We start from the raw sequence: 12289 nt of genomic DNA, 5'->3' as shown, positions 1-12289 counted from the left end.
GGTTCTGGTGGTCAGCCAGGCGGTGCGGCGAAGCCCAGCTGGCGCCAACCTTCGTAGACCGCCACGGCCACGGTATTGGACAGATTGAGGCTGCGGCGATTGGGCAGCATCGGCAGGCGCAGCCGCTGTTCGGGCGGCAGCGACTCCAGCACCTCGGCCGGCAGCCCGCGACTTTCCGGACCGAACAGCAGGGCATCGCCCGGCGCATAGGCGATCTCGGTGAAGGGATGGCTGGCCTTGGTGGTGAAGGCCAGCAGTCGGGGCGGCTGCAAATCTGCTATACAGGCCGCGAGGCTGGCATGGGTCCGCACGCTGGACCACTCGTGGTAGTCCAAGCCGGCGCGACGCAGTTTCTTGTCGTCCAGCGCAAAGCCCAGCGGCTCGATCAGATGCAGGCGGCAGCCGGTAATGGCGCACAGGCGAATGACGTTGCCGGTATTGGGCGGAATTTCCGGTTGGTAGAGGATGATGTCGAACATGAAGGGCAGGGAGCCTGGCAAAGCGCCTATGGTACTGCGCCGCCGTCGCGCCGTCGCGAGCGGGGTAGGGCGATGAACCTCTGGCGCCGCCTGGTCGACTGGCTGCTGCGCGAACAGCGCGCTCGCCGGGACGAACTGGCGCGGGTGGAAGATCCCGAGCTGCTCAAGGCCGAATGGCGCGGCCAGCGCCAGCGCCTGACCCTCTGGCTGGCCTCGGCGGCCCTCGGCGCCGGGCTGTTCGGCATGATCCTCGGCCAACTGGTGTACCAGCGCACCCATCCCGATCCCTGGTCGGCCGAGGCCCGCCGCCCGGTCATCCTGGGGGTGGAGGCTCATCAGGAGGCGGGGCGCTTCGAATTGCTGATCACCGCCGACCGCTCGCTGTTCTACGAACGCTATCGCCCCGACGGCGCCCTCAGCCTGCGCCTGCCCCGCGCCCGCTGGGACGGTGGCGAACGCCAGGGGCGGGTGGCGCGGCCGGGCGGCAGCTTTTCCTGGACGGTGCGCCAGGATGGCCAGGACCTGAAGGTGCTGCTGGTCGGTGTGGGCGGTGCCTTGCAGGCCAGCGACCGGATCGTCGCGGAAGGCGAGGACTGGGTGCTCCACGTCGAGGTCCCGCTGACACCCTGAAATGCCCCGTTATCAGGCAAAAGGCCGCTGGTTTGCACCAGAGCGGAACGGGGTGCGGAGCCGGATTGTTTTGAAGCTTAGTCCTCCTTTGCCGACCCCTGCGTCCTTGCCGAGGAGAAAAAGCGCTCTAGCCTGCGGCTTTCCACTTTTCGCAGACGAAAAAAAGAGGCCATCACACTGGGTGATGGCCTCGGGAAGAAAAGAGGGGATTCCCCAGCCTGCCTGTACCGAGGTCCCCAAAAGGGTAGTTACCTAGAACATTGCAGAAGGTGTGCCAAGTTTTGAGTTAGGTGGTGTTGGGGATTTTGCAGGTTGGGTTGAGCGCTAGCGAAGCCCAACGTTTCGGTGCAGCAGACTCGGCTTTCTTGGTGCCATAGTCGCTCATCGAATTCTGCTGATTTTTCTTATTTCGCCCACCCGGGCGAGTCACTTTTTTCAGTCGCGGCTGCGCGCCCCGGACAAAAGTAACCAAAAACGCTTGCCCCGGTCATCCGGCCCTCCGCTGCGCTGCGGGTGCGCTCACGCCAGCGCCGTTCCGGGGTCGGTCCAGATCGGCCGTCCATAGCCCACTGGACCTCTCGCCGCATCCATGCGGCTCGACCCACTCCACGACACTGGCGTTCGCCCTGCTGAACGGGGCGATTCGCCAGCCTGAAAGTGTTGGTTGAAGAGCCCGTAGCGTGGACAACGGCGAAGCCTTGTCCACTTTCTCGATCAAGCTCATCAGTGGAAAACGCTGCGCGGTTTTCCACGCTACAAATCCTATGAACACCGAAGTCTCAGGCTAGCGCCCCGTCCCCGTCAGTGAGGCCGAGTTCCGGTGTCGTGGCGGGGGTTGCGAGGCAAGACGCCGAGCAAGGCGCGAGGGGCAGGAAGCCCCTTCGTGCCGTGCCCCTGCCACGGCGCCGGAGCGAGGGCACCCGGAGCGCAGCGGAGGACCGAAACGTGGGGACAGCGTTTTTGGTTACTTTTTTCGCGTTTGAAAAAAGTGACTCGCCCGGGTGGGGGAAACAAAACCTATCAGCAAACCGCGATAATCAGCTTAGGCAGCTATAAGTCCAAACTCGAAACGTTGGGCTTCGCTATCGCTCAGCCCAACCTACAACAGCTAGTCCTCCCCCTCTTCATCTGGCCCATCCACCTTCATGCCCAGCTCCTTGATCTTGCGGGTCAGGGTGTTGCGGCCCCAGCCGAGCAGGACGGCGGCGTCGCGGCGGCGGCCGGCGGTGTGCTTGAGGGCGGTCTCGATCATGATGCGTTCGAAGGCCGGCACGGCATTGTCCAGCAGGCTGGACTGGCCGCGGGTGAGGGCCTGGTCGGCCCACTGGCGCAGGGCCTGTTCCCAGTTGGCGGCGGGGGCGGCGTCCTGGGGCTGGTTGAGCAGCTCCGGCGGCAGGTCGTCGATCAGCACCTCGCGGCTGGAGGCCATCACCGTGATCCAGCGGCAGGTGTTCTCCAGCTGGCGCACGTTGCCCTGCCAGGGCAGGCCCTTCATGTATTCCTCGGTCTCGCCGCGCAGGGTCTTGGGCTCCACGGCCAGCTCCTGGGCCGCGCGCGCCAGGAAGTGGCGGGCGAGGGCGGGGATGTCCTCGCGGCGATCGGCCAGGCGCGGGATGTGGATGCGGATGACGTTGAGGCGATGGAAGAGGTCCTCGCGGAACTTGCCCTCGCGCACCAGGCCTTCCAGGTTCTGGTGGGTGGCGGCGATGATGCGCACGTCAACCTTGACCGGGGTGTGGCCGCCGACGCGATAGAACTCGCCATCGGCCAGTACCCGCAGCAGGCGGGTCTGGGTGTCGGCCGGCATGTCGCCGATCTCGTCGAGGAACAGGGTACCGCCATCGGCCTGCTCGAAGCGGCCGCGACGCTGGGCGGCGGCGCCGGTGAAGGCGCCTTTTTCGTGGCCGAACAGCTCGGACTCCATCAGGTCCTTGGGGATGGCGGCCATGTTCAGGGCGATGAAGGGCGCCGCGGCGCGCGGACTGTGGCGGTGCAGGGCGTGGGCGACCAGTTCCTTGCCGGTACCGGATTCGCCGTTGATCAGCACGGTGATGTTGGAGTGCGAGAGGCGGCCGATGGCGCGGAACACCTCCTGCATCGCCGGCGCCTCGCCGATGATCTCGGGGGTGCGGGTCAGGTGCGCCGGTTCGGCGAAGCCCTGCTGCTCCTGGGCATGCTGCCCGGCGCGCTTGACCAGGGCCACGGCCTCGTCGACGTCGAAGGGCTTGGGCAGGTATTCGAAGGCGCCGCCCTGGTAGGAGGCCACGGCGCTGTCCAGGTCGGAGTGGGCGGTCATGATGATGACCGGCAGGCGCGGGTGCATCTCGCGGATGCGCGACAGCAGGTCCAGGCCACTGGTCCCCGGCATGCGGATGTCCGAGATCACCACGTCCGGCTGCTGACGGCCGAGGCGGGTCATGACGCTGTCTGCGCTGTCGAAGGCGACGGTGGTCATGCCCTCCTGTTGCAGGGCTTTTTCCAGGACCCAGCGGATGGAACGGTCGTCGTCGACGATCCAGACGGTCTCCTGACGGCTCATGCGTACTCCTCGTTATTCCAGCGGCAGGAAGATGCTGAAGGCGGTGTGGCCAGGATGGCTTTCACACTCGATCAGCCCCTGGTGCTGGGTGATGATGTTCTGGGTGATGGCGAGCCCGAGGCCGGTGCCGTCGGGGCGACCGCTGACCATGGGATAGAAGATGGTTTCCTGCAGGTCCTGGGGGATGCCCGGACCGTTGTCGGTGATTTCCACCTTGCACACCAGGCGATGGCGGTGGTGGCCGATGGTGAACTGGCGCAGGGTGCGGGTTCTCAGGGTGACCCGGCCCAGGCGCAATTCGTTCTGCTGGGAGATGGCCTGCATGGCGTTGCGCACGATGTTGAGCACCGCCTGGATCATCTGCTCGCGGTCGATCATCAGATCGGGAATGCTCGGGTCGTAGTCGCGCACCAGGTTGATCAGCCCCTGGCTTTCCGCTTCCACCAGGCTGCAGACGCGTTCGAGCACCTCGTGCACATTGGTGATGGCGAGCTTAGGCAGCTTGTTGGAGCCGAGCATGCGATCGACCAGATTCCGCAGTCGGTCGGCTTCCTCGATGATGACGTTGGTGTAGTCCTTGAGCGCCTCTTCCGGCAGCTCGCGGGCCAGCAGCTGGGCCGCGCCACGGATGCCACCGAGGGGATTCTTGATCTCGTGGGCCAGGCCGCGCACCAGCAGCTTGGTGGTCTCCTGCTTGGAGAGCTGGGCCTCTTCCTTGGTGATGCGCAGCAGCCGGTCGCGGGGATGGACTTCCAGCAGCAGCAGGGTGTTGTGGCGATCCAGGATCGGGGTCACCGCATAGTCCACCGTGAGGCTGTTGCCCGAGGTGGAGATCAGCAGCGCCTCGCGCTTGGTGAAGGGGTGGGCATGGTCCACCGCCTGGCGCAGCGCCTGCAGGGCCTCGGGCGATTCGGTGAACAGCTCGCTGATGAACTGGCCATGGCTGCGCTGGCCGCTGATGGCCAGCAGCATCTCGGCCGCCGGATTCATGTACTCCAGACGCAACTCCGCATCGAGCAGGATGACTGCGGTGGTGAGGTTGTCGAGCAGGAGTCGGTGGATGACGTCGGTAGGCATGAGGGGCCACAGCGCTATAGGGACGATAGGAAAATGCAAGAAGCAAACCAAGACGCCCCGAGTTAGGGCAGATGGCTGAAACGTGCACTAACAGCCGCCGCACGCCGGACGGAGTTGCACAGGATTTGTATCAAGATGGTGCACAGTCAAAAAGCGCACCAAAGAGGTGCGCTATAGGAAGGGTAGCCAGGATTTCCTGGCTTCGGGCGGTTTCATGTCCAGCGGACATTCCGGCCGCTTGCCCCAGTCCTTGTCGCTGCAGGGATGGGCGCGGCGCTTCTGCTCCAGGGAGGGGCGTCGCAGATGGAAGGGCTGCGCCGGCGTCCGCTCCAGCACGTTGCCATCGGCGGCGAGGATCTCCGCCACCAGGCTGTGGGTGCCGCGGTCCAGGCCGCCCAGGGGAAACACCGGACTGCGTCCGGCGCCGGCTTCCCGGTCGTCCAGCAGCAGGCGGTAGCTGTGACCCGGCTGCAATTCCGGCTCGCTGACCAGGCTGACGATGAGCTGCCCTTCCTGATCGATCACCGTGGCATCGGGTTCGGGCACCAGGATGCGCAGCATCTGGTAGCGGAAGGGCGCCGCCTTGGGCGTCCTGGCCACCGGCGCGGCGGGGGTCGGACTCAGCTTGCGGGTCGGCTGGCCCTGCTGATTGAGGTTGTTGGGCACCGTGATCGGCACCTGGGTGGCCTTGACGCCCTTGGGCGGCTGGTCGGTATAGACCCGATTGCCTTCCTTGTCGACATAGCTGTAGACCGCTGCCTGGGCGGGGAGCAGCAGGCAGAGCAGCAGCAGGGTCAGGAGCGCGCGCATCAGCGGGCCGGGCTGTTGACGCTGATGCGCTGCACGGTCACGGTCTTCTCGGCACTGGTCTGGACCACCTCGCCGTTGCCGGACAGCACCTGGGCCGCGAAACGGTGCTCGCCGCGATCCAGGTTGGCCACGCCGAAGCGGGTGCTCTGGCCGGGGCTGCCGTAGGGGGCGCCGTCCACCAGCAATTGCAGCGACTGCCCCGCACCCAGGGCCGGTTCCAGGGATACGCCCACCGAGAAGGTGCCGTTGTTGGCGCGGATGGCCTCATCGTCGGGCACGTTGACCTCCAGGCGGCTGAAGGCCGGGCCGGCGGGCGTCGCCGCCGCAGGCGCACTGGGGATGGGCGGCGCCGGCCGTGGATTGTCCACGGTATTGGTGGGTGCCACCTGCACCGGCTTGGCATTGGCCGAGGGCTGGTCGCTGAACACCGTGTTGCCTTCGGCATCCACCGACTTGTAGATCGCGGCCTGGGCGGAGCAGGCGAGGCAGAGCAGACAGCAGGCAAGCAGGCGAGGCATGGCGGAATCTCGGCCGGGCAGTGGAGATCAAGGGTAGCAGGCGCGCCCGGTGCACAGGTAGGCAACCTGGCCGCTGTGCCCGGGCGTCGGTCGCGGCGATTTTCCCAGGGCAAAAGAAAAGGCCTCCCGAAGGAGGCCTCTTGCCTAACCGCAGCGGGATCAGACGCTGTAGTACAGGTCGTATTCCAGCGGGTGCACGAAGGTACGCACCTTGATCTCTTCCTCGGACTTCAGCTCGATGTAGGCATCGATGAACTCGTCGGTGAAGACGCCGCCCTTGGTCAGGAAGGCGCGACCGGCGTCCAGGGCTTCCAGGGCTTCCTTCAGGCTGCCGCAGACCTGCGGGATCTTCTTGCCTTCTTCCGGCGGCAGATCGTACAGGTTCTTGTCGGCGGCATCGCCGGGGTGGATCTTGTTCTGGATACCGTCCAGGCCGGCCATCAGCAGGGCGGCGAAGCACAGGTAGGGGTTGGCAGCCGGATCCGGGAAGCGAGCCTCGATGCGGCGGGCTTTCGGGCTCGACACATAGGGGATACGGATGGAGGCGGAGCGGTTACGGGCCGAGTAGGCCAGCATGACCGGGGCTTCGAAGCCGGGCACCAGACGCTTGTAGCTGTTGGTGGACGGGTTGGTGAAGCCGTTCAGCGCCTTGCCATGCTTGATGATGCCGCCGATGAAGTACAGGGCGGTATCGGACAGACCGGCATAGCCTTCGCCAGCGAAGGTGTTCTTGCCATCCTTGGAGATGGACATGTGCACGTGCATGCCGGAGCCGTTGTCGCCGTACAGGGGCTTGGGCATGAAGGTGGCGGTCTTGCCGTAGGCATCGGCCACGTTGTGCACGACGTACTTTAGGGTCTGGGTCTCGTCGGCCTTCTTGACCAGGGTGTTGAACTGCACACCGATCTCGTTCTGGCCAGCGGTCGCCACTTCGTGGTGGTGGACTTCCACGACCAGGCCCATCTCTTCCAGGGCGTTGCACATGGCGGTACGGATTTCGTGGTCGTGATCGACCGGCGGTACCGGGAAGTAGCCGCCCTTGACGCCCGGACGGTGGCCCTTGTTGCCGGACTCGAAGTCGGCATCGGTGTTCCAGGAAGCCTGCTCGGAGAAGATCTTGAACATGGAGCCGGAGATGTCCGACTTGAACTTCACTTCGTCGAAGATGAAGAACTCGGGCTCCGGGCCGACGAACACGGTGTCGCCGATGCCGGTGGACTTCAGGTATTCCTCGGCAGCACGGGCGATACCGCGGGGGTCGCGCTCGTAGGGCTGCATGGTGGAGGGTTCGATGATGTCGCAGACCAGGATCAGGGTCGGCTCTTCGGTGAAGGGATCCAGAACGGCGGTGCTGTCGTCGGGCAGCAGGATCATGTCGGAGGCTTCGATGCCTTTCCAGCCGGCGATGGAGGAGCCGTCGAACATCTTGCCGTGGGCGAAGAAGTCTTCGTCCAGCGCGTCACGCGCCGGCATGGTGACGTGTTGCTGCTTGCCTTTGGTATCGGTGAAGCGCAGGTCTACCCACTTCACGTCGTTTTCTTTGATCAGTTGAACAGCCTTCGACATGGTTTCCTCCAGAGGAATTTCGGCCGGGAGCGGTTGGCGGTACTCCCGGTATCAGCTGTGCCCTTGAGGGGCGCTCCCGTACTGCCTGGTCAGCGACCGGCGTTCCACGAAAAGCGCCCTATGCTGGCCCAGGGGCGGCTGCCTCACAAGAGAGCAAGTTGTATGCCAGTGCCCCTAAATGGGCTGGAGGGCCGTCCTGGCGCCTGTCGTGCCGTTTTCAGGTCAATGGAGGCCGTATTCGGGCACCAATTTGGTGCGCTTAATTTGGCGTATGCACCTTAATGGCGCTCTGGGTGATTTTGTCGGGCGAATTCGAGTGCCGGGTGGTTTTCAGGTACCATATTCGCCCTTTTCTTTCGCGTTGCCCGCCCCCCGTTTCCTGCTCATGAAGCTCATCATCAAGGTCTTTCCGGAAATCACCATCAAGAGTCGCCCGGTGCGCAAGAATTTCATTCGCCAGCTGGTGAAGAACATTCGTGTCGTGCTGCGCGATCTGGATCCGGATGTCCGCGTGGAAGGGGTGTGGGACAACATCACCCTGGAGACCGCGCTCGACGAGCCGCGGCTGCTGGCGGAAATGAAGCAGCGCCTGGCCTGCACCCCGGGCATCGGCCAGTTCCTCGAGGTGCACGAGTATCCGCTGGGCGATTTCGATTCGATTCTCGAGTTGTGCGTACGCCACTTCGGCGAGCGCGTGCGCGGCAAGGTGTTCTCGGTGCGCTGCAAGCGCGCCGGCCGCCATGACTTCTCCTCGATGGACGTGGAGCGCCATGTCGGTGGTGGCCTGCGCGAACGCTGCGGCGGCGCCGGCATCGCCCTGAAGAATCCCGAGGTGAACGTCCGCCTGGAGATCCGCGACCAGCAGCTGTTCATCATCGACGAGCACCACGAAGGGCTGGGCGGCTATCCGCTCGGCGCGCTGGAGCAGGTGCTGGTGCTGATGTCCGGGGGGTTCGACTCCACCGTGGCCGCCTACCAGATGATGAGACGTGGCATGGTCAGCCATTTCTGCTTCTTCAACCTCGGCGGACGCGCCCACGAGCTGGGCGTGATGGAAGTGGCCCACTATCTCTGGGAGAAGTACGGGCGTTCCCAGCGCGTGCTGTTCATCAGCGTGCCCTTCGAGGAAGTGGTGGGGCAGATCCTCACCCAGTGCGACGACAGCCACATGGGTGTTATCCTCAAGCGCATGATGCTGCGCGCGGCCAGTCGCATCGCCGAACAGCTGCAGATCGAGGCGCTGGTGACCGGCGAAGCCGTCTCCCAGGTCTCCAGCCAGACCCTGACCAACCTGGCGGTGATCGACAAGGCCACCGATACCCTGGTGCTGCGCCCGCTGCTGGCCAGCCACAAGCAGGACATCATCGACACCGCCCAGCGCATCGGCACCGCCGACTTCGCCAAGCACATGCCCGAATACTGCGGCATCATCTCGGTGAATCCCACCACCAAGGCCAAGGCCCTGCGGGTGGAGCACGAGGAAGGCAAGTTCGACCTGGCGGTGCTCGACGCCGCCCTGGAACGTGCGCGCTTCATCACCGTCGACAAGGTGATCGAAGAGCTGGGCAAGGACGTGCAGGTCGAAGAACTGGCACAGCCCTTGCCAGGTCAGATCGTGGTGGACATCCGCCATCCCGATGCCCAGGAAGACCAGCCGCTGGAGCTGCCCGGCATCGAGGTGCAGGCCATGCCGTTCTTCGCGCTGAACAGCCGTTTCAAGGAACTGGACGAGAATCGCCAGTACCTCCTCTATTGCGACCGCGGGGTGATGAGCCGGCTGCACGCCCATCACCTGCTCACCGAAGGGCACGCCAATGTGCGCGTTTATCGTCCGGCCTAAGCAGCCGGGCCTGCTGGGTGGCAGTATCCGCCACCGCCCTCCCGACCTCTTCTAGCCCTCCGGCCACGTACCGGTCGGCCGCGTTTCGCGCCTTTGCAATCTCCGGCTGTCAGCCTGCTGGCTGAAGCTCCTTCATTTCTATACCGAGAACACCACTGTGATCGAGAATCTACGCAACATCGCCATCATCGCGCACGTCGACCATGGCAAGACCACCCTCGTCGACAAGCTGCTGCGCCTGTCCGGCACCCTGGACCGCAAAGAAGCGGAAAACGAGCGGGTGATGGACAGCAACGACCAGGAAAAGGAACGCGGCATCACCATCCTGGCCAAGAACACCGCGCTGAAGTGGAAGGACTACAACATCAACATCGTCGACACCCCCGGCCACGCCGACTTCGGTGGCGAGGTGGAGCGTGTGATGTCCATGGTCGACTCCGTGCTGCTGGTGGTCGACGCCCAGGACGGCCCCATGCCGCAGACCCGCTTCGTGACCCAGAAGGCCTTCAAGGCCGGCCTGCGTCCGATCGTGGTGGTCAACAAGATCGACCGTCCCGGCGCGCGTCCGGACTGGGTCATCGACCAGATCTTCGACCTGTTCGACAACCTCGGCGCCACCGATGAGCAGCTGGACTTCCCGATCGTCTACGCCAGCGCCCTGAACGGCATCGCCGGCCTGGACCACGAGAAGATGGACGACAACATGGATGCCCTGTTCCAGGCCATCGTCGACCACGTACCGGCTCCCCAGGTCGATCTGGACGGTCCCTTCCAGATGCAGATCTCCCAGCTGGACTACAACAGCTTCCTCGGCGTGATCGGCATCGGCCGTATCGCCCGTGGCCGCATCAAGGCCAACACCCCGGTCGTGGCCATCAGCGACGACGGCAGCAAGCGCAACGGTCGTATCCTCAAGATCATGGGCCACTCCGGCCTGCAGCGCGTGGAAGTGGCCGAAGCCGAAGCCGGCGACATCGTCTGCGTCTCGGGCATGGACGAGCTGTTCATCTCCGACACCCTGTGCGATCCGCAGAACGTCGAAGCCCGCCCGCCGCTGACCGTCGACCAGCCCACCGTGAGCATGACCTTCCAGGTCAACGACTCGCCGTTCGCCGGTCGTGAAGGCAAGTTCGTCACCAGCCGCAACATCAAGGACCGTCTGGACAAGGAACTGCTGCACAACGTGGCCCTGCGCGTCGAGCCGGGCGAGTCCGCCGAGAAGTTCAAGGTCTCCGGGCGTGGCGAGCTGCACCTGTCGGTACTGATCGAGAACATGCGCCGCGAAGGCTTCGAGATGGCCGTGGGCCGTCCGGAAGTGGTGATCATCGAGAAGGACGGTGAGAAGCAGGAGCCCTACGAGAACGTCACCATCGACATCGAAGAGCAGCACCAGGGCTCGGTGATGGAGCAGATGGGTCTGCGCAAGGGCGATCTGACCAACATGATCCCCGACGGCAAGGGCCGTATCCGCCTGGAATACACCATCCCGGCGCGTGGCCTGATCGGCTTCCGCAACAACTTCCTGACCCTCACCTCGGGCAGCGGCATCCTGACCTCGACCTTCAGCCACTACGGCCCGATCAAGGCCGGCGAAGTGAGCAACCGTCAGAACGGCGTGCTGGTGTCCATGGCCACCGGTACCGCCCTGACCTACTCGCTGGAAACCCTGCAGAGCCGCGGCAAGCTGTTCCTGGCTCCGGGCGACGAGATCTACGAAGGCCAGCTGTGCGGCATCAACAGCCGTGACAACGACCTGGTGCTCAACCCCACCAAGGGCAAGAAGCTGGACAACATGCGCGCCTCGGGCAAGGACGAAGTCATCGCCCTGGTGCCGCCGATCAAGTTCACCCTCGAACAGGCGCTAGAATTCATCGCCGACGACGAGCTGGTGGAAGTGACGCCCAAGTCCATCCGTCTGCGCAAGAAGTTCCTGAACGAAAACGACCGCAAGCGCTTCGAGCGTTCCAAGGTCTGATCCCGTCCGGGTGATGCAGGAAAGCGCCTTCGGGCGCTTTTTTGTTGCCGGTTTTTCAGAGCCTGCTACGCGCACGACTGGCGGCTCTGCTAGCGTTTATCCCACGGCCGCGCCATTCGGGACGGCCCCTTCTGCAGGATGCTGCCATGCTCAAGACTACCCTCGCCGCCACCCTGACCCTGAGCGGTCTCAGCGTTTTCGCCACGGCCCAGGCCGCCGGTTGCGGCACGCCGCGCAATGCCTTCGATACCGTCTACTGCGCCAGCAACCTGTTCGCCCAGAGCGACAAGTCGCTGAACCAGACCTATGGCGAGTTGCGCAAGCAGCTGCCGGCCGATCAGCAGGCCGTGCTCAAACAGAGCCAGTTGGCCTGGATCAAGCAGCGCGACAGCCAGTGCGCCCGCGAGGAAGCCGATGGCTACTTCGTCAACCTGGATTGCGCCGTCAGCCTGACCGACAGCCGTCTGGAGGTGCTCAAGGAGCGCCTGCGCGAATGCGCCAGCACCGGTTGCGAGGCGGGCAAGCTGGGGCAGTGAGGTAGCTGGCGGGATAGGGGGCGCGCCGTTCCCTCACCCCAACCCTCTCCCGGGGGGAGAGGGGTCTATCCGGAATGGGCGCTTGGCGTCATCGCTCCGGAGAAAATCGTAGCCTGGAAAACGGCGCAGCCTTTTCCACTGGGCTCGCTGCCAGGGGGCCCTCACCCCAACCCTCTCCCCGGGGCAGAGGGGGCTATTCGAGCGGGCGCTCGGCGTCATCGCCCCGGATAAAACCGTAGCCTGGAAAACGGCGCAGCCTTTTCCACTGGGCTCGCTGCCAGGGCCCTCACCCCAACCCTCTTCCCGGGGGAGAGGGGGC

At 64.6% G+C, this 12289-nt stretch carries 10 protein-coding genes; 4 read left to right on the top strand and 6 right to left on the bottom strand.

Annotation, left to right across the window (positions count from 1 at the left end; translation table 11 throughout):
* Positions 1 to 11: 11 nt before the first annotated feature.
* Positions 12 to 479: a tRNA (cytidine(34)-2'-O)-methyltransferase gene (locus tag QKY98_RS03080; protein WP_007161318.1), complete on the bottom strand. Its 468-nt coding sequence runs from the start codon at positions 477 to 479 to the stop codon at positions 12 to 14.
* Positions 480 to 551: 72 nt separating this feature from the next.
* Here QKY98_RS03080 and QKY98_RS03075 point away from each other — a divergent pair, with 72 nt between their 5' ends.
* Positions 552 to 1109 (top strand): hypothetical protein, encoded by a 558-nt coding sequence (locus QKY98_RS03075; protein WP_284670320.1) that lies wholly within the window; start codon positions 552 to 554, stop codon positions 1107 to 1109.
* Between the two features lie 1108 nt (positions 1110 to 2217).
* Here the strand turns inward: QKY98_RS03075 and ntrC are convergent.
* The 5 genes from ntrC to glnA form a co-directional block, all read right to left on the bottom strand.
* Positions 2218 to 3648, bottom strand: coding sequence for a nitrogen regulation protein NR(I) (gene ntrC / locus QKY98_RS03070; protein ID WP_007161316.1), 1431 nt, complete (start codon positions 3646 to 3648; stop codon positions 2218 to 2220).
* 12 nt (positions 3649 to 3660) lie between these two features.
* Positions 3661 to 4725 carry a nitrogen regulation protein NR(II) gene (gene glnL / locus QKY98_RS03065; RefSeq protein ID WP_007161315.1) on the bottom strand — a complete coding sequence of 355 codons (1065 nt, stop codon included), beginning with the start codon at positions 4723 to 4725 and terminating at the stop codon, positions 3661 to 3663.
* 171 nt (positions 4726 to 4896) lie between these two features.
* On the bottom strand, positions 4897 to 5535 hold the full coding sequence (locus QKY98_RS03060) for a DUF4124 domain-containing protein (protein WP_027598209.1): 639 nt from the start codon (positions 5533 to 5535) through the stop codon (positions 4897 to 4899).
* Positions 5535 to 6053 carry a DUF4124 domain-containing protein gene (locus tag QKY98_RS03055; RefSeq protein ID WP_077171350.1) on the bottom strand — a complete coding sequence of 173 codons (519 nt, stop codon included), beginning with the start codon at positions 6051 to 6053 and terminating at the stop codon, positions 5535 to 5537. The genes QKY98_RS03060 and QKY98_RS03055 overlap by 1 nt, the downstream gene beginning before the upstream one ends.
* A 159-nt stretch (positions 6054 to 6212) precedes the next feature.
* Positions 6213 to 7619, bottom strand: a complete 1407-nt coding sequence (gene glnA / locus QKY98_RS03050) for a glutamate--ammonia ligase (protein ID WP_017639449.1) — start codon at positions 7617 to 7619, stop codon at positions 6213 to 6215.
* 385 nt (positions 7620 to 8004) lie between these two features.
* Here glnA and thiI point away from each other — a divergent pair, with 385 nt between their 5' ends.
* The 3 genes from thiI to QKY98_RS03035 all read left to right on the top strand — a co-directional run bounded on the left by thiI (position 8005) and on the right by QKY98_RS03035 (position 11970).
* Positions 8005 to 9459 (top strand): tRNA uracil 4-sulfurtransferase ThiI, encoded by a 1455-nt coding sequence (gene thiI / locus QKY98_RS03045; protein ID WP_027598211.1) that lies wholly within the window; start codon positions 8005 to 8007, stop codon positions 9457 to 9459.
* 157 nt (positions 9460 to 9616) lie between these two features.
* Positions 9617 to 11434 (top strand): translational GTPase TypA, encoded by a 1818-nt coding sequence (gene typA, locus QKY98_RS03040; RefSeq protein ID WP_027598212.1) that lies wholly within the window; start codon positions 9617 to 9619, stop codon positions 11432 to 11434.
* Between the two features lie 146 nt (positions 11435 to 11580).
* On the top strand, positions 11581 to 11970 hold the full coding sequence (locus tag QKY98_RS03035) for a lysozyme inhibitor LprI family protein (RefSeq protein ID WP_284670319.1): 390 nt from the start codon (positions 11581 to 11583) through the stop codon (positions 11968 to 11970).
* Positions 11971 to 12289: the final 319 nt, after the last annotated feature.

The organism is Pseudomonas sp. HR1 (genome assembly GCF_030175875.1).
Classification (GTDB): Bacteria; Pseudomonadota; Gammaproteobacteria; order Pseudomonadales; family Pseudomonadaceae; genus Chryseomonas; species Chryseomonas oryzihabitans.
Note: the sequence above shows the minus strand (reverse complement) of the source record. Positions and strands in the feature narration are given on the sequence as shown.